Source organism: Microbacterium endophyticum (genome assembly GCF_011047135.1).
GTDB lineage: Bacteria > Actinomycetota > Actinomycetes > Actinomycetales > Microbacteriaceae > Microbacterium > Microbacterium endophyticum.
Window position 1 is genome coordinate 2,783,120 of record NZ_CP049255.1, and the last position, 22,568, is coordinate 2,805,687.

At 61.0% G+C, this 22,568-nt stretch carries 22 protein-coding genes and 2 tRNA genes; 12 read left to right on the forward strand and 12 right to left on the reverse strand.

The annotated features are described in order from the left end of the window. Window positions 1–2: 2 nt before the first annotated feature. Window positions 3–866: an acyl-CoA thioesterase gene (locus tag G6N83_RS13110; protein ID WP_241246224.1), complete on the reverse strand. Its 864-nt coding sequence runs from the start codon at window positions 864–866 to the stop codon at window positions 3–5. 57 nt (window positions 867–923) lie between these two features. Between G6N83_RS13110 and G6N83_RS13115 the strand changes: the two genes are divergently transcribed. Then, entirely contained in the window at window positions 924–1,598 is a 675-nt protein-coding gene (locus G6N83_RS13115) for a DUF8185 domain-containing protein (protein WP_165142742.1), read from the forward strand. Here G6N83_RS13115 and G6N83_RS13120 read toward each other — a convergent pair. The 8 genes from G6N83_RS13120 to pepN form a co-directional block, all read right to left on the reverse strand. Further along, complete coding sequence (locus G6N83_RS13120; protein ID WP_165142744.1) at window positions 1,595–3,256, reverse strand: FAD-binding dehydrogenase; 1,662 nt, start codon at window positions 3,254–3,256, stop codon at window positions 1,595–1,597. The two genes, G6N83_RS13115 and G6N83_RS13120, sit on opposite strands and share 4 nt — an antisense overlap. 25 nt (window positions 3,257–3,281) lie before the next feature. Then, on the reverse strand, window positions 3,282–3,680 hold the full coding sequence (locus G6N83_RS13125; protein ID WP_165142746.1) for a globin: 399 nt from the start codon (window positions 3,678–3,680) through the stop codon (window positions 3,282–3,284). Then, window positions 3,677–4,753 carry a mechanosensitive ion channel family protein gene (locus tag G6N83_RS13130; protein ID WP_165142748.1) on the reverse strand — a complete coding sequence of 359 codons (1,077 nt, stop codon included), beginning with the start codon at window positions 4,751–4,753 and terminating at the stop codon, window positions 3,677–3,679. Before G6N83_RS13130 ends, G6N83_RS13125 begins: the two co-directional genes overlap by 4 nt. 45 nt (window positions 4,754–4,798) lie before the next feature. Further along, entirely contained in the window at window positions 4,799–5,419 is a 621-nt protein-coding gene (locus G6N83_RS13135) for a response regulator (protein ID WP_208379940.1), read from the reverse strand. 67 nt (window positions 5,420–5,486) lie between these two features. Beyond that, window positions 5,487–5,990: a sensor histidine kinase gene (locus G6N83_RS13140; protein WP_165142752.1), complete on the reverse strand. Its 504-nt coding sequence runs from the start codon at window positions 5,988–5,990 to the stop codon at window positions 5,487–5,489. Beyond that, a complete protein-coding gene (locus tag G6N83_RS13145) occupies window positions 5,941–7,596 on the reverse strand; it encodes a histidine kinase (RefSeq protein ID WP_165142754.1) in 1,656 nt (551 codons plus the stop codon). Before G6N83_RS13145 ends, G6N83_RS13140 begins: the two co-directional genes overlap by 50 nt. Continuing rightward, window positions 7,593–8,504, reverse strand: a complete 912-nt coding sequence (locus G6N83_RS13150; protein WP_165142756.1) for an ATP-binding cassette domain-containing protein — start codon at window positions 8,502–8,504, stop codon at window positions 7,593–7,595. Before G6N83_RS13150 ends, G6N83_RS13145 begins: the two co-directional genes overlap by 4 nt. 154 nt (window positions 8,505–8,658) lie before the next feature. After that, window positions 8,659–11,205, reverse strand: a complete 2,547-nt coding sequence (pepN, locus tag G6N83_RS13155; protein ID WP_165142758.1) for an aminopeptidase N — start codon at window positions 11,203–11,205, stop codon at window positions 8,659–8,661. A 147-nt stretch (window positions 11,206–11,352) separates the two neighbouring features. Between pepN and G6N83_RS13160 the strand changes: the two genes are divergently transcribed. From G6N83_RS13160 to G6N83_RS13180, 5 genes are all read left to right on the forward strand, one after another. Continuing rightward, window positions 11,353–12,519 (forward strand): ferrochelatase, encoded by a 1,167-nt coding sequence (locus G6N83_RS13160; RefSeq protein WP_165142760.1) that lies wholly within the window; start codon window positions 11,353–11,355, stop codon window positions 12,517–12,519. A gap of 66 nt (window positions 12,520–12,585) precedes the next feature. Then, entirely contained in the window at window positions 12,586–13,119 is a 534-nt protein-coding gene (locus G6N83_RS13165) for a ribose-5-phosphate isomerase (protein ID WP_165142762.1), read from the forward strand. Beyond that, window positions 13,119–14,120 carry an Fpg/Nei family DNA glycosylase gene (locus G6N83_RS13170; protein WP_165142765.1) on the forward strand — a complete coding sequence of 334 codons (1,002 nt, stop codon included), beginning with the start codon at window positions 13,119–13,121 and terminating at the stop codon, window positions 14,118–14,120. Before G6N83_RS13165 ends, G6N83_RS13170 begins: the two co-directional genes overlap by 1 nt. A 7-nt stretch (window positions 14,121–14,127) precedes the next feature. Further along, on the forward strand, window positions 14,128–14,763 hold the full coding sequence (locus tag G6N83_RS13175; RefSeq protein WP_165142767.1) for an FMN-binding negative transcriptional regulator: 636 nt from the start codon (window positions 14,128–14,130) through the stop codon (window positions 14,761–14,763). Beyond that, window positions 14,760–16,259: an amidohydrolase gene (locus G6N83_RS13180; RefSeq protein WP_165142769.1), complete on the forward strand. Its 1,500-nt coding sequence runs from the start codon at window positions 14,760–14,762 to the stop codon at window positions 16,257–16,259. The genes G6N83_RS13175 and G6N83_RS13180 overlap by 4 nt, the downstream gene beginning before the upstream one ends. Before the next feature lie 51 nt (window positions 16,260–16,310). Here the strand turns inward: G6N83_RS13180 and G6N83_RS13185 are convergent, their stop codons facing one another. Then, entirely contained in the window at window positions 16,311–16,796 is a 486-nt protein-coding gene (locus G6N83_RS13185) for a Dps family protein (protein ID WP_165142771.1), read from the reverse strand. A 137-nt stretch (window positions 16,797–16,933) separates the two neighbouring features. Between G6N83_RS13185 and G6N83_RS13190 the strand changes: the two genes are divergently transcribed. Then, window positions 16,934–17,470: a gamma carbonic anhydrase family protein gene (locus G6N83_RS13190; RefSeq protein WP_165142773.1), complete on the forward strand. Its 537-nt coding sequence runs from the start codon at window positions 16,934–16,936 to the stop codon at window positions 17,468–17,470. 121 nt (window positions 17,471–17,591) lie between these two features. Here the strand turns inward: G6N83_RS13190 and G6N83_RS13195 are convergent, their stop codons facing one another. Next, complete coding sequence (locus G6N83_RS13195; protein WP_165142775.1) at window positions 17,592–18,638, reverse strand: NAD(P)-dependent alcohol dehydrogenase; 1,047 nt, start codon at window positions 18,636–18,638, stop codon at window positions 17,592–17,594. A 132-nt stretch (window positions 18,639–18,770) separates the two neighbouring features. Continuing rightward, window positions 18,771–18,844, reverse strand: a tRNA-Gly gene (locus G6N83_RS13200). 198 nt (window positions 18,845–19,042) lie between these two features. On the opposite strand from G6N83_RS13200, the gene G6N83_RS13205 reads away from it, so the two are divergent. The 5 genes from G6N83_RS13205 to G6N83_RS13225 all read left to right on the forward strand — a co-directional run bounded on the left by G6N83_RS13205 (window position 19,043) and on the right by G6N83_RS13225 (window position 22,501). Continuing rightward, window positions 19,043–19,116: transfer RNA gene (locus G6N83_RS13205), tRNA-Pro, on the forward strand. A gap of 68 nt (window positions 19,117–19,184) precedes the next feature. After that, on the forward strand, window positions 19,185–20,555 hold the full coding sequence (tig, locus tag G6N83_RS13210; RefSeq protein WP_165142777.1) for a trigger factor: 1,371 nt from the start codon (window positions 19,185–19,187) through the stop codon (window positions 20,553–20,555). A 66-nt stretch (window positions 20,556–20,621) separates the two neighbouring features. After that, window positions 20,622–21,119 (forward strand): tetratricopeptide repeat protein, encoded by a 498-nt coding sequence (locus G6N83_RS13215; RefSeq protein WP_165142779.1) that lies wholly within the window; start codon window positions 20,622–20,624, stop codon window positions 21,117–21,119. A 102-nt stretch (window positions 21,120–21,221) separates the two neighbouring features. Then, window positions 21,222–21,806, forward strand: coding sequence for an ATP-dependent Clp protease proteolytic subunit (locus G6N83_RS13220; protein ID WP_165142781.1), 585 nt, complete (start codon window positions 21,222–21,224; stop codon window positions 21,804–21,806). A gap of 29 nt (window positions 21,807–21,835) precedes the next feature. After that, entirely contained in the window at window positions 21,836–22,501 is a 666-nt protein-coding gene (locus tag G6N83_RS13225; protein ID WP_165142783.1) for an ATP-dependent Clp protease proteolytic subunit, read from the forward strand. Window positions 22,502–22,568: the final 67 nt, after the last annotated feature.

A 22,568-nucleotide genomic window follows, 5' to 3' on the forward strand; every position in this document is an offset into this window, starting at 1 on the left:
TTTCAGCTCTGTGGAACCCTCACCATGACTTCTTGGGCCACGCTGACTAAGAGTTCTCCGCCACGGGAATAGATGCGTCCAGTCGCCAACCCACGGCCCCCGCGAGCGCTCGGGGCCTCTTGTACGTAGAGAACCCACTCGTCGGCACGTCCATCCCTATGCCACCACATGGCGTGGTCAAGGCTTGCCACTTTCAAACCCGGGGTTGTCCAGGCGACCCCGTGTGCCCGCAATATCGTCTCTTGTATCGTTAGATCGCTCATATAAGCCAGCGCGGCGCGGTGAACGCTACGCTCATCGGGCAGCTCGCCGCGCGTGCGCATCCAGACGGACTGTGTCGTCGACAGCTCGACAGCGTCCGCATAGAGCGCGCCATTAACGTGCCTCACGTCCAACGGCTGTTCACGAAAGATTCGATCAGAAAACGGATGAGAACCGTCGGGGTCGGGAAGATCTTCAGGGTCGGGAACACCTGAAGGCATCGCGACGTGATGCTCGAGTCCGGGAGATTCGTCTTGGAAAGACGCGATCATCGAGAAGATCGGCACGCCATCCTGGAACGCCTGTGTTCGCCGTGTCGAGAAAGAACGACCATCGTGGATGCGATCAACCGAAAATGTGATGCTGCGCGAAGCGTCTCCGGGTCGAAGAAAATATCCGTGCATCGAGTGGGGGAGTCGCTCGGAGGGCAAAGTGCGGCCAGCGGCCACGACAGCCTGCGCGAGAACCTGACCGCCAAACACTCGGCCGTAGGGCATCGGTTGTGAACGTCCCGTGAAGATGTCCTCGGTTGTACGAGCCTCTGAAGACTCCAGTGCGAGTACGCCAAGCAAATCTGCGATCGGATCATCAGGCACAGTGCTCACCGCTCTCCTCTAGGCACGAGCGAACTGGATGCACCCGCAGTTGATAGTTTAGGTCGGGTGCCCGCTCGTCTGTTTTTCCCCGATTCTGGTTCTGCCTCCGACCTCGTGACCTTTGCGTCCCGTGCTGCAAAGCTCGGGGCGGAATCTCGAGTGAGACTGCAAGCGGCGGGTGGCACGATCGCGATGACGACGGCGATCCTGTCGCCCAAGGGCCTGCTCGACACGACGCCGACAATTCTTGCCATGCGGGCGCTTCCAGTGGATCCGGAACTCGTTTGCGACTTTGTAGTGGCCGCGGATGAACTCGTCACTGATCCCGACGACTCGAGTAGCGTTATCCTTCCTGGCAACAGCGTGACCGCAGCATGGGCAGGAATTGCGCCACCGCGGGGTGGTTGGGAGCCCGCAGAACCTATTGCCGCATCGGTGGTCGCTGCTCGCGCGCAGTGGGGCATCGCAGCGGTCTCCGACGCGATGCCGCAGGATGCCGGTGAGGATATCGTCCATGGCGTGCGCGCATCGATCTGGGGCGTGCCTGATGGCGAACTTGCGGGGCTGCCGCTAGGTGTGGCTTTTGCCGCATTCACCATGGGTTTCATCGCTGGCGACGAGATGGCGCCGCTGCGCCGCGCGCCATCTTGGCAGCGGCTGACGTTTACTCGTGGGCACGTGCTCGTGCGAGGTCCGAAGCAGAGTGGGTTGACGCCCGTGCGCACGACCGGTCCCCGTTAGATCGCAGCACCGGCCGCTCGCCCAGCGACCCGGCCGGAAAACAAACACCCTCCCAAAAACGTCCCCTCGAGCGCGCGATATCCGTGCAGGCCGCCACCGCCGAATCCGCTCGCCTCACCTGCTGCATAGAGCCCCGGTACGACCGTGCCATCGGGCCCCAGCGCCCGCGATGAGAGGTCAGTCTCGATCCCGCCGAGGGATTTGCGAGTGATGACATGCAGCTTAACCGCGATGAGAGGTCCGGCTGCAGGGTCGAGGATCCGATGGGGGGATGCCGTTCGGATGAGCTTGTCGCCACGATATGCCCGGGCCGAGCGCAGCATGGCGATCTGCGCATCCTTGGTGAAGTCGTTCTCGATCTCGCGGTCGCGGGCAACGAGTTCGGCACGAACTCGTTGCGGGTCGAGAGCTTCACCTCCCGGGAGTGCTCGCATGCCATCGATGAGTGCGTCGAGGTTGTGACGCACGACGAAGTCCTCGCCGTGGTCAAGGAACGCCTGCACAGGACCGGCGGCGCCCGGGCCTAGCCGTGAGCGTAGGAGAAGCCTGACATCCTTGCCGGTGAGGTCGGGGTTTTGTTCGCTGCCTGAAAGCGTGAACTCTTTTTCGATGATGCGCTGGGACAGCACAAACCATGAATGATCGTGCCCGGATGCGCGGAGGTGCTCGAGTGTGCCGAGCGTGTCAAAACCAGGAAACAGCGGCACTGGCAGACGTTTGCCCGTAGCGTCCAGCCAGAGTGAAGAAGGACCTGGGAGGATTCGAATGCCATGCCCGGGCCAAATCGGATTCCAATTCTTGATTCCCTCGACGTAGTGCCACATCCGATCACCGTTGATTAGTCGTGCGCCGGCGGTCTCGGCGATTGCGTACATCGACCCATCGACGTACGCAGGCACGCCCGTCAGCAGCGATACGGGCGGTGTTCCTAAGCGCGCGGGCCACTGTTTTCGGACAAGTTCGTGATTGCCGCCGATTCCGCCGGTGCTGACAATGGTCGCCTGCGCGCCTATTTCGAAATCATCGATGGGGTCGCGAGACGTTTCGACGCCGCGCTCCGATTCTGATGGTGTGAGTACGACCCCGCTAGCTCCAGTGACAACTCCGTTGGAGGCCGTGAGGGATGTGACGCGGTGCCGCGCCAGAATCGTCAGACGTCCCTCCGCCTCGGCAGATTCGACGGCGGCTTGAAACGGCGCCACGACGCCGGGTCCGGTGCCCCAGGTTACGTGAAATCGCGGCACTGAATTGCCTGGCCCCATCGCGGTATATCCGCCGCGCTCGGCCCAGCCAACGACAGGAAAGAACGAGACACCTTTGCTGCGAAGCCATGCTCGCTTTTCGCCTGCTGCGAAATCCAGATATGCCGAAGCCCACCGTCTGGGCCACGCATCCTCCTCGCGGTCAAATGCTGCCGTCGCATCCCAGTCTTGCCGTGCGAGATCGATGGAGTCATGTATGCCCATCCTTCGCTGCTCAGGAGAATCTACGAAGAAGAGGCCGCCGAAGGACCACCACGCTTGGCCGCCGAGGTTCGGGCGCGACTCTTGGTCAATGAGCGTCACCGCTGCGCCGGAAGCAAGCGCTTCGGTTGCCGCGACGAGGCCGGAGAGCCCCCATCCAATCACGAGGACATCAGTGTTGTGCTTGATTGTCATGGCGACTCCTTTGTCGTCCTATGTCTTATGGCGTCGGCTCGAAAGTGTTCACCATCGCGAGCGCGGCTCTTTGGAGATAGTCCCACAGCGTAGCTTCGTGAAGCGGCGATAGTTCGAGCGCGTCTACGGCTGTTCGCATGTGCGCGAGCCAACGATCGCGCGCATCAGGGTTGATGTGAAAGCCCGCGTGTCGCATCCGTAAACGTGGATGGCCGCGTTCCTGGCTATACGTCGTTGGCCCACCCCAGTATTGCTCGAGAAAGAGAAGGAGACGTTCCTTCGCCGGCTCAAGGTCTGCCTCGGGATACATCGGTTCGAGGACGTCGTCACGCGCGACACCCTCGTAGAAAACGTCAACGAGTTTCGTGAAGGTCGCGCGGCCACCAATCTGCTCGTAGAAGCTGGGTGTTTCGGTATTTGTCACTCGTGAGGATCCTTCAGTTCGTCAGAAATTCCGGGTTCTGGGCGCGAAACGGTTGTGCGCCACAGCGGGTGGTCCGGCGGGGCCGTAATCGGAGTAGGCCGGGTACGAGGTGGATTGGCGCCACGCACCCGTTGCGCTGCGTCGTTGCCGGTGAGCGTCACAGAGTTGAGGCTTGGTACCGTGAGTCCTAGGGTCTCGACTGCCCGTTTCAAGCGAAGTTTCAACTCGCTCGTCACGTCATCTTTCGCTGTGGCGCGGGTCTTCATCACGACTCGAATCACGAGAAGATCTCCTGAGATCGTCTCCAGGCCCCAGGTTTCGGGGTGCTCAAGGATTCTGCTGTGCCACTTCGATTCTTTCGCGAGTTCGTTTGCCGCGTCGAGCATCGCAGCTTCGACCGTAGCGATATCGCTGCCTGCGGGAACCCCAACGTCGACGATGGCGCGGGACCAGCCCTGCGACATGTTGCCAATTCGAGTGATCTCGCCGTTGCGGACGTACCAGAGAGTGCCGTTCGCATCGCGAACATGAGTCACGCGCACACTGACGAACTCCACGATCCCGGTGGCGAGGCCGACGTCGACGATGTCGCCGATACCAATCTGGTCTTCGGCGACGATAAAGATGCCGTTGAGGACATCTTTCACAATGTTCTGTGCCCCGAATCCGAGACCCGCACCAACCGCGGCCGTCAGAAGCGTCAACGAGCCGAGAGTGTCTGGCGCGAGTCTCTGCACCATCAGCAGCAGCGCAATCACCACGATGGTCACGTTGGCGATATTCTGCAGGATCGACCCGAGAGTGCGTGTGCGCTGTACGACGCGCACCGCTGCAAGCGGTGAGCGATCTAGCGCTTGCGTATCTTCGACGTTTGCCTTGTTCTTCGTGCGATTGACAATCCGATTGACGACGCGGTGAATGATGATGCGGAGCACCCACGACAACAGGATGCCGCCAACGACGATCCCCGCAACGACCGCGACGTTCCATCCCACCTCGGTCAGCACACCGAGCACATCGCCCCACCACGATGCGGAGCCGTTTTCGGCTGTCTCCAAGGCTTCGGTGTACATTCCACCGATCCTAACGAGGTGCTCTGTGACTTCGACTTGAGCAGGTCATGGTGAGGGTGTGCCCGGAACAACGCCCCAGTTATGCGCGAGGATCACGAGATGAACGCGGTCGCGGGCATGAACCTTGCCGAGCACACGGCCGACGTGCGTTTTCACTGTCGACTCGCTGAGGAACAGGTCTCTGGCAATTTCAGCGTTTGTTTTGCCACTGGCGATCGCGACAAAGACGTCGCGTTCTCGTGCCGTCAGCTGGGCAAGTGGCTCCGGCACGTCCCGCTCGTCAGCCGCATCGTCGGGCACGCTATCTGAAAAGAGATCCAGCATCTTGCGGGTAATGCGCGGTGACAGCGCCGCGTCGCCGCCGTGCACGGCACGAATAGCTGATGTCAGCTCCGCCGCACGCACATCTTTCAGAAGAAAGCCGCTAGCGCCAGCGCGCAGCGCACCGAACGCATATTCGTCGAGATCGAAGGTCGTGAGCACGATGATGCGGGCGGATGGCTGCGCGGCGACGATCCTTTTCGTCGCGGCGATGCCATCGACCTCGGGCATGCGAACATCCATCAGGATCACGTCGGGGGACAACTCAATGGCCCGTCGAAGGGCAGCATCGCCGTCAGATGCTTCGCCGACCACGTCGATATCTGACTCAGCATCGAGCACCATTCGAAATCCGAGCCGGATGAGGTGTTGATCGTCGACAACCAGCACGCGAATCGCGGGAGATGTGGTCTCAGGCACTCGTGGGATCCTTCGGAATAAGGGCGTGCAGGCGCCAGACAGAATCAGCGACGAAGCCGGCGGTCAAAGTTCCACCTACGAAGGCAAGGCGCTCTTCGAGTCCCTTGAGCCCGTAGCCGGCGCCCTGGGAGGGTTCGAGAACGCTGGCGGGGTTGTTTTCGATGCTGACTTCGATTGCGTTATCGGTATAAGTCACAGCCAAGAAGATCCGCGCAGAATGGTGGCTGTAACGCATTGCGTTCGTGAGTCCCTCACGGGCGATCCGTAGCGTCGCCAGGCGCGCCGCCGATGAACCTGCCGGCTCGCCTGAGATACTCAGCGTCACGTGAAAGTGGGCCTCCCGCGCAGTGTCCACCAGGTCGCTGAGTGACGATTCGAGGTCGGGCGCGAGTGGAAGAGTGTCGTCGTGTTGATCGTCTCTCAGCACGCCGAGCATGACCCGCATTTCATCGAGAGCGCTTCGCGACCGTACGACTGGCCTCAGCGGCTCGCTCATGATCTTTCGTGACGCTAGCGCCCTCGGATAGGGCGACGATCGCTGTGAGCGAATGGGAGACGATGTCATGCATTTCACGCGCAATTCGTGTGCGTTCGGCGGCTGTCGCGAGACGTGAGTGCTGGTCTCTTTCGATGAGGAGCTGTCGGGAGCGATCGATGAGCGCTTCGAGGTATCGCTTGCGGTTGCCAACGTTGATGCCGATCAGCGCGCCGAGAAGGAGGAGAAATGTGGCGCTCAGGTTGACGTTCACCGCGGGCATCAGATCTGCGTGCGCCATTGCGAGCGAAAGCCAGGTGACGACCACGAACAGCACGATGGCTGCCCCGAACGAATACCAACACGCTCGTGCGCTGCGGTAGACGGCGATCGAATAGATCGACACAACCGCTGCGGGGCCCAGCAGTTCGACTCCGCCCCCTCCGATGAGCAGAAGGGGAAGCACGGAGACGGTGAACACGATCGTCGGCCAACGTCGACGCCAGATGAGCGCGACACAACCGGCGATCATGAGAACGATGGAGGCTGTGAGCGTTAGAGCATCAGGTTCGGTGCTCATTCCGTCTGACACTCGAGTCCCGAGCGCAGAGACGAAAAGCGTGAGAATTGCGATCAGAATATCGGTGAAGAAAGGGTGTCGTGCCCAGAACCTCCTCACCATCCCGGGTGGACGAGGCAGACGCAGCTCGTCCTCGGTGATGCTGTGGGCCCCACCGAGGACGAAAACGCGGGAATTACTCACGGCGTGACTGTACGCGTCGTGCGCCCGCAGTACTGCAGCTCCGCCGACGATGGCCACCAGTGCCCACGCCACCAGTGTGAGTATTGCGGGCCAGGTTTCGAGGGGGTTGCCTGACATGCCGCCACCCATGAAGAGAGACTGCCCGGCATTGGAGGGTGCGTAGCTTGCGATTGTTTGAACCCAGGCGAAACTGTCGGTACGAGGAAAGAAGAGGAACAGTATCGGGGCTACAAAGACCAGACCGATGCCGATCGCAAGTGCACCGGGGCCATTTCGCACCATGAATCCGATTCCCACGCCCAAAATCGAGATCAGCGCTAGGTAGAACGCGCCGCCGAGCAGCGGCATCAGTGAGGACGACGTGTCACTAAAGTCGAGCGCTGCCTTGCCCAGGATGGGTGTTGTGACGGCAACCGACACCGCAAATGCGACAATCCCCGTGATGAACATCGTTGTACCCACAACGAGTGACTTCGCGAGAAGCGACCCGAATCGCCCGGGAGCCGCCGTCTGCGTCGATCTGATCATGCCGGTTGAGTATTCACCCGTCACCGAGATCGCACCGAGGATGACGGCGAGAAGCTGTGTCAATACCGTGCTGAACACGATCGCTTGCACCGCGGTCACGTTCGATGCCGTCACCGACGCGGCTTCATCACCTCCGAAAGACGCGATCGCTGAGGCCATGAGCATGCTCAGGCCGACGGAGACGACCGTGACAAGTCCGATCGACCACCCGGTTGACCTGACAGTTGTGAACTTGGTCCATTCCGAGCGCACAACGTGCCCAAAACTCAATCGATATTCGTTTTTGGGCAGGGGTGCGGCGGCCTGCGAGTGTTGTCTGCTGTCGGTAATAGTCATGCGAGGTCCTTTGTCTTGTACTCGACGTCATCGCCTGTGAGGCGGAGATACGCGTCTTCGAGGGTTCCGGAAGTTGGTGTCAGCTCGTGCAACGGGATACCCCTCGCTGCAGCAAGATCGCCAATAGCTGCAGCTTCGATTCCGCTCACTTCGAGTAGATCGCCGTCATGGCTCGTAGTCGTCACGCCGTCATGTTCGAGCGCTGTGGCAAGGAGCGAAACGCGCGGACTACGCACGTGCACCGACGCACGTGTCCAGTTCTTAACGAGTTCCGAGACGGATGCATCCGCGAGGACTCTCCCGCGCCCCAGCACAATGATGTGATCGGCCGTGACAGCCATTTCGCTCATGAGATGGCTAGAGAGCAGAACTGTCTTTCCCTCCGCCGCTGCGTGGCGAACAAACCGACGTACCCACAGGACGCCTTCGGGGTCCAAGCCGTTGACTGGTTCATCGAGCACGAGAGTGTGCGGATCTCCGAGAAGGGCGGCCGCGATACCGAGGCGCTGACCCATCCCCAGCGAGAATCCGCCAGCACGCTTTCGGGCAACTGTCGTAAGGCCAGTTACTTCGATGACGTGATCAACTCGGGACTGCGGGATGCCGTGGGTCGCTGCCATCGCTCGAAGATGATTCCGTGCACTACGTCCGGTGTGCACGGCTTTAGCGTCGAGAAGCACTCCGACTTCGGCGAGAGGAGCGCGGAGTTTGGTGTAGTCGCGGCCGTTCACCGTGACCTGGCCGCGGGTAGGGCGGTCTAGGCCGACGATCATGCGCATAATCGTGGATTTGCCCGCGCCATTTGGGCCGAGAAAACCCGTCACCTTTCCTGGCTGGACAGTGAAACTTACATCGGACACAGCATTTTGTGCCCCAAAGTTCTTGCTGAGGTTTTCTGCAACGATCATGTCTTGAGACTAGAAAAGGACCATGGCTGGGCGGATCGGTCCGGAGTATGAAACTCTCGCCGGAGTATGGCACCGTAGGACCACTTCTGCACAAAGAAGTGAGCCTCCACACCGCCAGGGCGTGAAGGCTCACTTCATGTTGAGGTCTCGGAGGCTAGCTGGCGTCGCGCTCCTGCGCGGCGAGCGAGCGCACGGTACCCGCAAGGTTTTCACTCACGAGACGGCGTAGCGCGCCGGGCGCATCGGCGTTCTCTGCGAGCCAGCGACGTGTGGCATCGCGAAGACTCGTGTTCGCCAGAGCTGCGGGATAAAGCCCGACAATTAGATAGCTCGCAATTTGATAGCTGCGACTGTTCCAGATCGGAAGCAGCATGTCGAAGTACGAAACCACGAACTCTTCGAGAAGGTCAGCGCTTGCCGGATTGGTGAAACCGAGCGCCGTTGCACGAACGATCGTGTTCGGGGCATCGCCCGATACGACGAGCGAATCCCAGGCGGCATGCTTCGCCTCTGCCGTGGGGATTGCGGCTTTCGCCTGAGCCGCGAACTCTCCGCCCTTAGCAGTGTTGTCGGACTCGAGTGCTGTGTCGATTTCAGCTGCGGTCACGACGCCACCTGCTGCAAGCGACACGAGGAGCTGCCACGAGAGGTCGGTATCGATCTCCAACCCCTCCAAGACGAGCTCTCCGTCGCGAAGCGCGCGGACTGTTTCCCACTGCGCGGGGTTCGACGCGGCCGTCGCAAACGACGTGACGAACTGCAGCTGGCTGTCGCTTCCGTTCTCCGCGTGCTGCGCCAGCTCCCAGAGAGCATCGGCGACTTTGACACGGGTCGATGCACGTTTCTCGGGCACGACGTAGCTGTTTGCCGCAAGGAGCAACTGGCCAAGGGTGGTGCGCACTGTCGTGGATTCGGTCTCGGACCCGATGTTGCGCAATACCAGATCGACATAGTCGGATGCCGCGGTCTCAGCGTCACGGGTCTGATCCCAAGCTGCACCCCAGACAAGCGAGCGCGCCAGCGGGTCGCTGATGTCGCGAAGGTGCGCGATTGCTGTCGCGAGCGAGCGCTCATCGAGCCGGATCTTGGCGTACGCCAGATCGCTATCGTTGAGCAGCACGAGGTCGGGTCGTTCGATACCGACCAGCGATGGCACATCTGTGCGGTCACCATCAACGTCGATTTCGACGCGGTGCACACGCTCGAGACGACCGTCGCGGAGGCTGTAGAAGCCCACGCCGAGCCGATGGGGTCGGATTGTCGGGTAGTCGGCTGGTGCTGTCTGCACGATCGCGAAGCGCGTGATCTTGCCGTTTGACTCTTCGATCAGTGGTGACAGTGTGTTGACACCCGCGGTTTCGAGCCACTTCTTCGACCACTCGCCGAGTTCACGGCCGCTCGTCGCCTCGAGTTCGACGAGGAGGTCGCTCAGCTCAGTGTTGCTCCACTCGTGCTTTGCGAAGTACGCGGCAACTCCGGCAAAGAACTGCTCGACGCCCACCCAAGCCGCGAGTTGTTTGAGAACTGAACCGCCTTTGGCATAGGTGATTCCATCGAAGTTCACTTGTACGTCGTCAAGATCGTTGATTTCAGCAACGACCGGGTGGGTTGAGGGGAGCTGGTCTTGACGGTATGCCCATGTCTTTTCCATCGCGTTGAACGTGGTCCACGCCGCTGTCCACTCCGTAGCTTCAGCGGTCGCAATCGTCGATGCCCACTCCGCGAACGACTCGTTCAGCCACAGGCCATTCCACCACTTCATGGTGACGAGGTCACCGAACCACATGTGCGCGAGCTCGTGAAGGATCGTCACAACGCGACGCTCCTTGACAGCATCCGTCACCTTGCTGCGGAACACGTAGGTTTCAGTGAAGGTGACAGCGCCAGCGTTTTCCATTGCCCCGGCGTTGAACTCCGGAACGAAGAGCTGGTCGTACTTGGCAAAGGGGTAGGGGTAGTTGAATTTCTCTTCGTAGTACGCGAAGCCTTCGCGCGTCTTGTCGAAGATGTAGTCGGCGTCAAGATGCTGCCAAAGGCTCTTTCGCCCGAAAACTCCGAGCGGGATGACGCGGCCAGATGCGCTGGTGAGCTCGGAGAAGGTCGACTCGTAGGGTCCCGCAATCAGCGCTGTGATGTAGGAAGAAATCCGCGGTGTCGGCTCGAAAGTCCAGGTGGCTGAACCGTTGCCGTGGTCTACGGGAGCAGCCGCTTCGGGCGAATTGGAGATGACCTTCCATTCCGCGGGTGCTGTCACTGTGAATGTGAACGCTGCTTTGAGGTCTGGCTGCTCGAACACCGCGTACATGCGGCGTGAGTCGGGCACTTCGAACTGCGAGTAGAGGTAAACCTCTTCGTCTACCGGGTCGACGAAACGATGGAGGCCCTCACCGGTGTTCGTGTAGATGCAGGTCGCGTCAACAATGAGTTCGTTTTGTTCTGCGAGATCATCGAGTGAAATGCGCGACTCCGAATAGGCACTCGCGGGATCGATCACGCGACCGTTGAGAGTGATCGAGTTCACATCGCGGGCAATGAGGTCGATAAACGTGCTGGCACCGGCGGTGGCCGCGAATCGCACAGTCGAGCGCGAGCGGAACACCTCCGGGCCCGTTGTCAGGTCGAGCACGACGTCGTAGGAGTGTGTGTCGATGACGGCACGGCGCTCCTGCGCTTCAATGCGGGTGAGGTTCTCTCCAGGCACTACGTTGCTCCCAGGTTCGGGGTGGATGCTTCGTGAGGCTGAGCTCACATGGCGCGCTTGGGCGGATCGCGGGGGGCGCGGCACACCAACCCTATCGCCGCGCGCTGCAGCGATCCAGGAACGCGCCCGAAGTGCGAGGATAGATGAATGAGCGTTCCCTTCTCATCTGTCGCGGCGTCTGCGGGCGCGCCCCATATCGAAACCCCCACGGCGTACGACGGCATCTTGCTCGCCGGCTTCGGCGGACCCGAGGGGCAGGATGACGTCATCCCGTTCCTGCGGAACGTGACACGCGGCCGCGGAATCCCAGATGAACGACTGGAAGAGGTCGCGCATCATTACCGCGCCTTTGGTGGCATCAGCCCCATCAATGCTCAGAATCGCTCGCTCAAGGCAGCGCTCGAAGACGAACTCGCTCGACGTGGCATCGACATCCCCATTTACTGGGGAAACCGGAACTGGGCGCCGTATCTCACTGAAGCCGTGCAAGAGGCAGCGGATGCCGGTGACCACACGCTGCTCGGACTCGCCACAAGCGCATACAGCTCTTTTTCGAGTTGCCGCCAGTACCGCGAGGACTATGCGCGGGTCTTGACCGAGACGGGTCTTAGCGAAACCGTCACGATCGATAAAGTGCGGCAGTTCTTCGATCACCCGGGATTCGTTGCACCATTTGTGGAGGGCGTGAAGGCAGCCGTCGTGCAGATGCTCGCGGACGGTGAAGAAGCTGACGGCATCCGAATTCTCTTCTCGACACACTCCGTGCCGATGGCGGATGCTGAGCGATCGGGTCCGCGAGACCTTGATCTGGGCCCGGGCGGTGCCTACGCCGCGCAGCATGAAGCCGTCGCCGCCTACGTCATGTCTGAGGTCAGCCGCGAAATTCCGGCCGCCACAGCTATCGATTGGCAGGTCGTGTACCAATCCCGTTCGGGCCCGCCGTCGCAGCCATGGCTTGAGCCAGACGTGTGCGACGTGATCTCAGGGCTGCCTGCTGCGGGTGCCACTGCCGTGATCGTTGTGCCGCTGGGGTTTGTGAGCGACCACATGGAAGTGATGTGGGATCTTGACACCGAAGCCATGGAAGCCGCGGCCGACGCCGAGCTCCGATTCGCGCGCACGCCGACTCCGGGCACCGACCCTGAGTACGTCCGCGGGCTCGTCGACTTGATCGAAGAGCGTCTGAATGGCACACCTGTAGCCGAGCGTCCCCACGTCACGAAGCTTGGCCCGTGGTTCGACGTGTGTCGACCGGGATGCTGCGAGAACGTGCGTGCCGGCTTCAAACCGGCCGCGGCAGGAATCGCTCCGTAAGCTTCTCGCCGTCGCTGACCAAAACGGCGTGCATTCGCCGCTCGACGAAATCTCTAGGATCGACACATGCGCATTCACATCGCGACTGATCACGCTGGCCTTGAGTTCTCCACGGAGTTGCAACGGCATTTGACGAGCGCCGGCCACGAGGTGGTCGACCACGGGCCGATCGCTTACGAGCCACTCGATGACTATCCCGCTTTTTGTATTCGCGCGGCGCAAGCCGTCGTTCGCGATCAAGCTGCGGGGATCGAGACCCTCGGTGTCGTCTTCGGCGGTTCGGGAAACGGGGAACAGATCGCCGCGAACAAGGTGCTCGGTGTTCGAGCCGCACTCGTCTGGAACCTGTCGACGGCGGAGCTTGCGCGTCAGCACAATGATGCGAACGTGATCGCTATCGGAGCGCGCCAGCACACGTTCGCCGAGGCATCCGAGTTCATAGATCGATTCATCGCGACCCCTTTCTCGAACGAAGAACGTCATTCACGACGCATCGCGCAGCTGGCAGCGTATGAAACCGACGGTTCTCTCGTGGCGGACCCGCGCGCAGGTCACACGAGTGTGAGCGCCCCTGACTCGTTCGACCCCGAAGCCGGCTGATGCCCGAAGGACATTCCGTCCATCGGATTGCACGTCAATTTGCTCGTAATTTCGAGGGCCGCACGGTTGCCGCCTCGAGTCCGCAGGGACGGTTTACTGAGGGCGCGTCCCTGTTGTCGGGCCGTACTCTTGTCGGTGCGCGCGCCGTGGGCAAGCAGATGTTCTTGGAGTTTGAAGGCGATCTTTGGCTCCGAGTGCACCTCGGCCTATACGGTGCATGGGACTTTTCCGGCGAGATCCTCGTGGATTCGACTATTGCTTCGGCGAACGGGCGCATGGGGCAGACCAACCAACGCGGGACTGTTCTTGAAGACGAAGCGATCATGGACGCAGCGGGCGAAAACTCTCTCGCCTCAATAGGTGCACCGCGAAAAGCTCGGGTGCATGTGCGGATGTCTGAGCAGACGAGGGGGCTCGCCGACGATGACGCGGAGTGGCCTCCGCCGATTGTGGGACAGGTGCGACTGCGACTCCTCACAGATTCAACGTGTGCCGACCTCCGCGGTCCGACCGCGTGTCAAGTGCAGACATCGGTTGAGATGGCGGCGTCGGTGGCAAAACTCGGGCCTGATCCGCTCGTTGATGACCCGGCCGCGGGGGAGGAACGCTTTGTCTCGGTCGTTGCCCGTAAACCCACGGCGATCGGTCTTCTGCTGATGGACCAGGCTGTGATCAGTGGCATCGGAAACGTGTATCGCGCCGAGATGCTCTTTCGCGCCCGTCAAAATCCGCACACACCCGGGCGGGACGTTCCGACGTCTACTGTTCGTGAGCTGTGGCGGGACTGGGTTCGTTTGCTGACGATTGGCGTCGAGGCCGGTCAGATGATGACAATGGACGATCTTGACCCGGAGTCGTACCGTCGCGCAATGGCTTCTCGAGACGACCGGCACTGGGTGTATCACCGCGCAGGCCTGCCGTGTCGCGTGTGCGGAACGGCCATCGTGCTCGAAGAAGCCGCGGGAAGAAAACTGTACTGGTGCCCCAAATGCCAAGCGTAAGGACGAGATGAGACAGAACCCGAGCTTCGTGATGACTGACATCGCCGAGTTGCGACGCCTCATCGAACTCAATCCGTGGGTCACGTTGATGAGCGCAGGTCCAGATGGCCTGGTCGCGTCTCACTACGCTGTGCTGCTCGACGACACACGCGACGACCTGACGATTGTCGGTCACGTCGGCAAGCCTGACGATGCGATTCTGGGGCTCGGCGAGCGCGAGCTTCTTGTGGTGGTTCAAGGACCGCACGGGTATATCTCGCCGTCTTGGTACGGCGATGTTGCGGCAGTACCCACCTGGAACTTCATCTCGGCCCATCTGAGTGGCATCCCAGAGATTTTGACCGCCGAAGAGAATCTCATGGTTCTTGACCGGTTGGTAGACCGATTCGAGCGTGGGATGCCGCATCCTCGAGGCATGTGGGAGCGCCCGAATGACGAGGCTTTTGTGCAACGTCTGGCCAGCGGCACGGTGGGGTTCCGTCTCACTCCATCGCGCGTTGTGGGAAAGCGGAAGATGAGCCAGAATCGCTCCTCAGACGTCGTTGACACCATCATTGCGGGTCTTGAAGGCACAGGCGTCCATACCAACGAGCCATTGGCAACCGAGATGCGTCGCGCGCGTCTTCGCGGGGTTGACGCATGAGCGCAGTCGGAGAACAAATCGGCACGATCCGAGGCGGCCGCATCTCGGGGCCCGGCAGTGCGTTGCTGCCATGGGACGGACCATCTGACATTTTCATCTCCGATGGTCACATTGCGGACATCGCACCAGCGGGGGCCATGCCGCCCCAGGGCGAAGTCGTCGATGCGCACGGCGGCTGGGTGTTGCCCGGCCTCTGGGATCATCACGTGCATGTTCTCCAGACAGCGTTGAGCGCGCAGAGGCGCGATGTGGGAGAGGCGGTATCTGCCGTGCACGCCGCGTCACTCATGGCGCAAACACCTCCGCTCGTCGATGGACGGCGCGTCGGTGTGGGATTCCGCGATGCGCTCTGGAATGACGTACCGAGCTTGGCGATTCTCGATGAGGCAACTGGACAGATCCCGACCTACATCATCAACGCGGATGTCCATAGTGTGTGGATGAACTCGGCAGCGCTTCGGCGAGAGCAGATGGACGCAGCCGACGGTGTCGTTCGTGAAGAGCCCGCATTCGAGATTTCTCGACGGTTGAATCATGTTGATCCGCGAATGGGCGATGCGCACGTGTGGCAGATGGCTCGTGCTGCAGCCTCTCGTGGCGTCGTGGGCCTTGTCGACTTTGACATGGAGTGGAACGACGAGTCTTGGGCACGTCGGCTCGAGGGTGGGTTCGATGAGCTCCGGGTGCGGTTCGGCATCTACCCGATGTTCTTGCAGCGCGCGATCACGGAGGGGCTTCGCACTGGTGACCCAGTGCGTGGCGCGCTATCCGATCTGGTTCGGGTCGGGCCCCTCAAGGTGATTCGCGATGGTTCGCTCGGCACACGCACTGCCGCCTGCTCTCACCCGTACACAGGCGATCCACAAAATCACGGCGTGCTCACGATTGATAACGACACTCTGCGAGAGCTGATGACAATAGCGACTGCGAACGGCATTGACAGTGCCATCCACGCTATCGGCGACGTGGCAGGTGCCGGAGCGCTCGATGCTTTCGCGTTTACCGGAGCGCGGGGGACCATCGAGCACGCGCAACTCGTCGCGCACGCGGACATTCAGAGGTTCGCCCGGTTGGGGATCACTGCCAGCGTGCAGCCCGAGCACGCGATTGATGACCGCGACATCACCGATGTGGAGTGGTCGGGGCAGACTGCCCTCGCGTACCCGCTTCGCGCTCTGGCTGATGCTGGTGTCGCTCTGCAGTTTGGGTCGGATGCTCCGGTGTCACCTCTTGACCCGTGGGCAGCTCTCGCGGCGGCGACATTCCGCACGCGCGACGGCCGCGAACCGTGGCGACCTGAGCAAGCGCTCGATATCGATACTGCACTCGCGGCATCCACTCACTCGGGTTCGCTCTCGCCCGAGACTGTCGTGCCAGGCGCGTTGGCGGATCTGGTGGTCGTGGATGCGGACCCCGAGATCGCGAACGAGTCTGAGCTGCGTGGGATGTCTGTGCGCGCGACGATGATCTCGTCTCGTCTCACTCACGTCGCATAAACGAACAAGCCCCCACCGCGGTGCGCGTGGGGGGCTTGTTCGTTGGCGTCTTTAGCCGCTGATGTGCGCGACGAGGAACCAACGGTCTTTTTCAAGACTCCGCTGGATCTCGATGGCGACGTCTTGGCTCGTCTGGTCGATTTCATCGAGTCCCTCGACGGCTGCGCGCACGTCGACGAGTACAGCATCCACATCGCTCACGATGTTCGCCACGATGGCGTCCCACTGAGTGAATCCGGCGGGAACAGCTGTCGCCGTGGTCTTTTGTGCGATCGTGCTAAGGCGTGCGTCAATCGGCAGGCCCAGAGCAACGATGCGCTCTGCGGCGGTGTCGGCGCCGGCCTGCGCGTTGCCGACAACGGTGTCGAGGAGTTCGTGAATGGCGATGAAGTTCGCGCCACGGACGTTCCAGTGCGCCTGCTTGCCGTTCACGGCGAGAGCCTGAAGACCGAGGGCAACGGGGGAGAGGAACTGCGCCGTAGCCGCCGCGACGGTCGGGTCGGCGGTCGTGGCGAGGGTGGTCTTTGTATCAGTCATATTCGTACCTCCGGGTCTTGCAGTTGTTCTGCTGTCATCAACGGTACTCAGCGTGAAATATTCCGCAAGGAAGTTGAGGCAACGCTTATCAAGGTTGTGCTTACCTTCGATTCGTGAGCGGCAGTAGCGTGAGCGGTATGACGATTGCATCCAGCGCTTCAGTCCTCAGCATCCCCGGCCACGTTCCGGCGATCGATCCGACGGCTTTCGTGGCAGATGGCGCGCGGGTGGTCGGTGCGGTCACGCTCGCTGAACAAGCGAGCGTTTGGTACAACGCAGTGCTGCGTGCCGATAGTGCTGCGATAACTATCGGGGCTGGAAGTAACGTGCAAGACAACGTGTCGATTCACGTCGACAGCGGGCACGCGGCATCCGTGGGCGAAAACGTCTCGATCGGGCACAACGCCGTCGTGCATGGCTGCACGATCGAAGACGGATGCCTCATCGGAATGGGCAGCGTGATTCTCTCGGGCGCGGTTATCGGCGCAGGAAGCCTGGTCGCCGGGGGAGCTGTGGTGCTAGAAGGCATGGTGGTTCCACCCGGTTCGCTTGTCGCTGGTGTGCCCGCGAAGGTGCGACGTGAACTCAGCGACGAAGAGCGTGACGGTATCTTGAAAAACGCAGCGGCGTATGTCGCTCACAGCGCTGAGCACCGCGGCGCACTACCCGCCTGACGCTCACGCCTGGAGCAACAAAGCGTCGGAGAATCACACTCTGTCGGAGGCTATTTGCGAGAAACCTCCGACTGAGCGCGATACTCCGACGCAGTGAATCTGCGACGCGGTGAAGTGAGGCTTAGGCCTGAGGGACGATCACGGCGCGTGCCGAAAGCGTGCCGGCCTGCATCCGTTTGTAAGCCTCGGGAGCCTCGTCTAGCGTGAAGCGTTCGATGTCCGGAGTGATCTGACCGGCTTGATACATCGCGACAACTTCGTGCAAGTCGGCGATGGTGCCCCAGTAGGTATTGGTAACGACAGCCTGGTAGGGATTGGTGAAGAACGTCCACGTAGCTTCGCCGCCTGCGATGCCGACAACGGTGAGGCGACCGCCCTGAGCGAGCACAGACTGGCCGAGCTTGATTGTGGGCGAGACGCCGACGAAATCGAACACGGCGTCAACGCCGCGGCCGCCGGTGAGCTCTCGAATGCGCGCTGCTTGGTCTTCGCCTGCACCCACAGTGACGGCTCCGCGCTCGGAGGCGCGTGCCATGGCGTCTTCTTTTGCATCTGTCGCGATGACTGTCGCGCAGGTGAGTGCCTGCAAGATCTGGACGGCAATCTGGCCGAGTCCGCCGAGGCCGATGACCAGAGCTGTCGCGCCACCCTTCGCGAGGACGGGCTGGGCGAGCGTTATGGCGTGATAGGGCGTCAGCGCTGCATCCGCCAGCGGGGCCGCGGTCACAGGATCGGAATCACCGAGAGCGACAAGGTTGCGGCTTGGGACGACGACATACTCAGCCATTCCACCGTCGCGACCAAGGCCGACTCCGAGGTAGGGCTGTGTTGCGACATTCTGACAGTAGGTGTCTTGGCCGCGCGTGCACGGTACACAGTGACCACAACCGATGGGGCCGTAGACGAGGTATGCGTCGCCTTTTTGAAAACCTGAAACACCCGGACCTACTTCTTCGACCCATCCGGAGTTTTCGTGACCGAGCGTGAATGGTGCGCTCATCCCACCTGGTGATGTCTCAGCGGTGAAGTCCGAAAAGATCGACACGTCGGAGTGACAAGCCCCGGCACCCGCGACCTTCAGGAGCACCTCACCAGGGCCTGGGGCAGGTCGTGGCACGTCTTCGAGAGTCGGAAAGGTCTGCCAAGCAGTAAATCGCATTGCACGCATGCTCGAATACCCACTTTCGTGGCTCTTACGCGCACGAGCATCGCACGTTCCGAAGCTTCAATCAGGCTACGCCCGCGTGACTGGTCTAACGACGTGACTGGTATAACGACTTTCGTCAGTATGACGAGTATGTGGAGGGGCTGACGAGAATCGAACTCGCATCATCTGTTTGGAAGACAGAGGCTTTACCACTAAGCTACAGCCCCACGTTCGGCACAATTCCGCCGAAGTGTGAATATTGAATTGACGGGGAATGTTGTTCCCCGCGCCCCATCGGGCACTGGACAATCGTAGTACACATCTGAGTGACTTCAGTGCGCGGTGTGAGCCGGGTCTAGATTCTGGCGTCCGTCAGCTAGAGTAATGGGGGCCGATTTTCGTGCACGTTCGCGTGCGCGCCCGTCCGGGGCGTAGCTCAGCTTGGTAGAGCGCCCGCTTTGGGAGCGGGAGGCCGCAGGTTCGAATCCTGTCGCCCCGACACAATAAGGCCCCCAGACCTTCAGCCCACGGCATATGCGCGTGGAAATCAGAGGAGAACGAACAGGTATGGTCACCAGCACCGTCGAGACACTCACGCCTACACGTGTGAAGCTCCACATCACGGTCACCCCCGACGAGCTCAAGCCGAGCATCGCCCACGCATATGAGCACATCGCTCAGGACATCCAGGTTCCCGGATTCCGCAAGGGTAAGGTTCCCGCCCCGATCATTGACCAGCGCGTCGGTCGTGGCGCTGTCATCGAGCACGCCGTCAGCGAGGGCCTTGATACGTTCTACCGCGAGGCCGTTTCGGCTCACGAGATCCGCGTGATCGGTCGCCCGAGCGCGGACATCGTTGAATGGCCCAACGACAAGGACTTCTCCGGAGACCTCCTCGTTACCGTTGAGGTGGATGTGCGTCCCGAGTTCGATCTGCCAGCGTTCGAAGGTACAACCATCACCGTTGACGCCGTCGAGACCGATGACGCAGCGATCGACAAGGAACTCGACGAACTTCGCGCGCGTTTCGGCACCCTTGTCACGGTGGACCGCCCCGCAGCAACCGGCGACTTCGTTGAACTTGACCTCGTAGCCACGATCGACGGCAACGAAATCGATCGCGCCGAAGGCGTGTCGTATGAAGTCGGCTCCGGTGAACTTCTGCAGGGCATCGACGAAGCGCTTGACTCGCTCACCGCTGGCGAAGACACGACGTTCCGCTCGAAGCTCGTTGGTGGCGACCACGCTGGCGAAGAGGCAGAAGTTGCTGTCTCGGTTAAAGCTGTCAAGGAGCGCGAGCTTCCGGAAGCAGACGACGACTTTGCTCAGATCTCCAGCGAATTCGACACGCTCGAAGAGCTTCGCGGCTCGCTCGCGGACCGCGTTGCGCAGCAGTCGACCTTCTCGCAGGGTTCAGCAGCTCGCGACAAGCTCGTCGAGGCGCTGCTCGAACAGGTCGAGATCCCCGTTCCGCCGCAGCTGGTCGAAGACGAGGTGCACACCCACCTCGAAGGCGAAAATCGTCTCGAAGATGACGAGCACCGCGCAGAGGTCACCGAAGCCAGCGAGAAGCAGTTCCGCACGCAGGTTCTTCTCGACAAGATCGCCGAAGAAAACAACGTTCAGGTCTCGCAGGATGAGCTGACGCAGTACCTCATCCAGTCCGCAGCTCAATACGGAATGGCTCCGCAGGACTTCGTCAACGCGCTTCAGGAGAACAACCAGCTTCCCGCTCTCATGGGCGAAGTAGCTCGCAACAAGGCTCTTGCTGTAGCTCTCGGTCGCGTCAACGTTGTCGACACAAACGGCAACGCTGTCGACCTCTCGGGTTTCATCGCCATCGAAGATGAAGCAGAAGCTGAAGAAGAGACCGTCGACGAGGCTGAAGAGATCACCGCGGCCGCAGCAGACGCTGAGGGCGAAGAAGACACCAAGTAGAAGATCTACAGACGAAGGTGCGGATGCTGCGGCATCCGCACCTTCGTCGTTCGAGGAGACGGCGACATGAGCCTGAGCTGGCAAGAGCGCATCGATGCGGTGTGGGCCGACACGACGTTGAGTGATGCGGAACGCATCGCCGCTATCGACGATGTTGCCGCAGAGCGCGGTGAATCCGATCCAGTTGCCCTTTTTGAACGCGGGGGAGCCCGGGATTCGGCTGGCATCGAATACGAAGCCGTCGCCCTCTACCGACGTGCGCTCGAGGCAGGCCTGCCCGAACTGCAGCGCGTGCAAGCGTCGGTCCAACTTGCGAGCACTCTCCGCAACCTCGGTGAAGTTTCCGAAAGCATCCGGCTTCTGCAAGCTGAGCGAGCGAACGCCCATCGTCACGGTCTTGCGGACGCAGTGGAGGCGTTCTACGCACTGGCACTCGCGAGCGACGATCGGCCCGTCGAGGCTGCCGCGGTTGCGCTTGCGGCTCTCGCCCCACATCTTCCGCAATATTCACGTTCTGTGCGCGCATACGCTGATGAGCTCTCATCGCTGCGTTCCGAGAATTAGCCAACGTGGCCACGACACCTCGTATGCCGACGGCGAACACGGGCTGAGCCTTCTTTTTGCGCCGGTAGATTCAATGTCACGTCCACGAAATCAGGAGTGAACATGGCCGAACCTCTCATGGCAACCAGCGTCTTTGACAGGCTGCTGAAGGATCGCATCATCTGGCTCGGTTCAGAGGTGCGCGACGAGAACGCAAACGAAATCTGCGCCAAGATCTTGCTTCTGGCAGCTGAGGACGCGCAGAAAGACATCTACCTTTACATCAATTCGCCCGGTGGTTCGATCACCGCGGGAATGGCGATCTACGACACGATGCAATTCGTCCCGAACGACATCGTCACCGTAGGAATCGGCATGGCGGCATCGATGGGTCAGCTTCTGCTGACCAGCGGAACCAAGGGCAAGCGCTACATCACACCGAACGCCCGCGTGCTGTTGCACCAGCCTCACGGCGGATTCGGTGGCACGTCCAGTGACATTCAGACTCAGGCGCAGCTCATTCTCGATATGAAGCGCCGCCTCGCTGAGATCACCGCTGGCCAGACCGGAAAGAGCGTCGAGCAGATCAATGCTGACGGTGACCGTGACCGCTGGTTCGGGGCCGAAGAGGCACTTGAGTACGGCTTCGTCGACCACATTCGCGAACACGCCACCGACGTCACTGGCGGCGGCGGTACCAAAAACTGAGTATCGAAGGCGAAAGAGAGATAATCCGCATGAACACCCCCTCCTTCGGCTACCCGCTGGGCCTTCAGATGCCCAGCAGCCGCTACGTACTGCCGCAGTTCGAAGAGCGAACGGCATACGGCTACAAGCGCCAGGACCCGTACAACAAGCTCTTCGAAGACCGCGTCATCTTCCTCGGTGTGCAGGTAGACGACGCATCGGCGGATGACGTTATGGCGCAGCTCCTGGTTCTCGAAAGCCAGGATCCAGACCGTGACATCATCATGTACATCAACTCACCCGGTGGATCCTTCACCGCGATGACAGCGATCTACGACACGATGCAGTACGTCTCGCCGCAGATTCAGACTGTCGTTTTGGGCCAGGCAGCATCCGCTGCATCTGTTCTGCTCGCTGCTGGTGCACCGGGCAAGCGGCTCGCGCTACCGAACGCTCGTATCCTGATCCACCAGCCCGCTGTCGGCGAAGCGGGCCAGGGGCAGGCTTCGGATATCGAGATTCAGGCCGCGGAAATTCTGCGCATGCGTACCTGGCTTGAGGCGACGCTGTCGAAGCACTCGAACCGCACTCAGGAACAGGTCAACCGCGATATCGATCGTGACAACATCCTCTCAGCGGAGCAAGCCGTCGAGTATGGCCTCGTTGACCAGGTGCTGACCACGCGCAAGCGCACACCTGCTGCGATCACATCCTGAGCATGATTTCTCGCGACGGCGCCCTGGCTTCGCATCAGGGCGCCGTCGCTTTTTGTCTCGGACCGCG

Excerpts from the sequence above, each read along its gene's own strand:
- G6N83_RS13120 (WP_165142744.1), bottom strand. The coding sequence starts at position 3,256 with ATGACAATCAAGCACAACACTGATGTCCTCGTGATTGGATGGGGGCTC.
- G6N83_RS13130 (WP_165142748.1), bottom strand. The coding sequence starts at position 4,753 with ATGTACACCGAAGCCTTGGAGACAGCCGAAAACGGCTCCGCATCGTGG.
- G6N83_RS13135 (WP_208379940.1), bottom strand. The coding sequence starts at position 5,419 with ATGGTGCTCGATGCTGAGTCAGATATCGACGTGGTCGGCGAAGCATCT.
- G6N83_RS13140 (WP_165142752.1), bottom strand. The coding sequence starts at position 5,990 with ATGAGCGAGCCGCTGAGGCCAGTCGTACGGTCGCGAAGCGCTCTCGAT.
- G6N83_RS13145 (WP_165142754.1), bottom strand. The coding sequence starts at position 7,596 with ATGACTATTACCGACAGCAGACAACACTCGCAGGCCGCCGCACCCCTG.
- G6N83_RS13150 (WP_165142756.1), bottom strand. The coding sequence starts at position 8,504 with ATGATCGTTGCAGAAAACCTCAGCAAGAACTTTGGGGCACAAAATGCT.
- G6N83_RS13160 (WP_165142760.1), top strand. The coding sequence starts at position 11,353 with ATGAGCGTTCCCTTCTCATCTGTCGCGGCGTCTGCGGGCGCGCCCCAT.
- G6N83_RS13165 (WP_165142762.1), top strand. The coding sequence starts at position 12,586 with ATGCGCATTCACATCGCGACTGATCACGCTGGCCTTGAGTTCTCCACG.
- G6N83_RS13170 (WP_165142765.1), top strand. The coding sequence starts at position 13,119 with ATGCCCGAAGGACATTCCGTCCATCGGATTGCACGTCAATTTGCTCGT.
- G6N83_RS13175 (WP_165142767.1), top strand. The coding sequence starts at position 14,128 with ATGAGACAGAACCCGAGCTTCGTGATGACTGACATCGCCGAGTTGCGA.
- G6N83_RS13180 (WP_165142769.1), top strand. The coding sequence starts at position 14,760 with ATGAGCGCAGTCGGAGAACAAATCGGCACGATCCGAGGCGGCCGCATC.
- G6N83_RS13185 (WP_165142771.1), bottom strand. The coding sequence starts at position 16,796 with ATGACTGATACAAAGACCACCCTCGCCACGACCGCCGACCCGACCGTC.
- G6N83_RS13190 (WP_165142773.1), top strand. The coding sequence starts at position 16,934 with ATGACGATTGCATCCAGCGCTTCAGTCCTCAGCATCCCCGGCCACGTT.
- G6N83_RS13195 (WP_165142775.1), bottom strand. The coding sequence starts at position 18,638 with ATGCGTGCAATGCGATTTACTGCTTGGCAGACCTTTCCGACTCTCGAA.
- tig (WP_165142777.1), top strand. The coding sequence starts at position 19,185 with ATGGTCACCAGCACCGTCGAGACACTCACGCCTACACGTGTGAAGCTC.
- G6N83_RS13215 (WP_165142779.1), top strand. The coding sequence starts at position 20,622 with ATGAGCCTGAGCTGGCAAGAGCGCATCGATGCGGTGTGGGCCGACACG.
- G6N83_RS13220 (WP_165142781.1), top strand. The coding sequence starts at position 21,222 with ATGGCCGAACCTCTCATGGCAACCAGCGTCTTTGACAGGCTGCTGAAG.
- G6N83_RS13225 (WP_165142783.1), top strand. The coding sequence starts at position 21,836 with ATGAACACCCCCTCCTTCGGCTACCCGCTGGGCCTTCAGATGCCCAGC.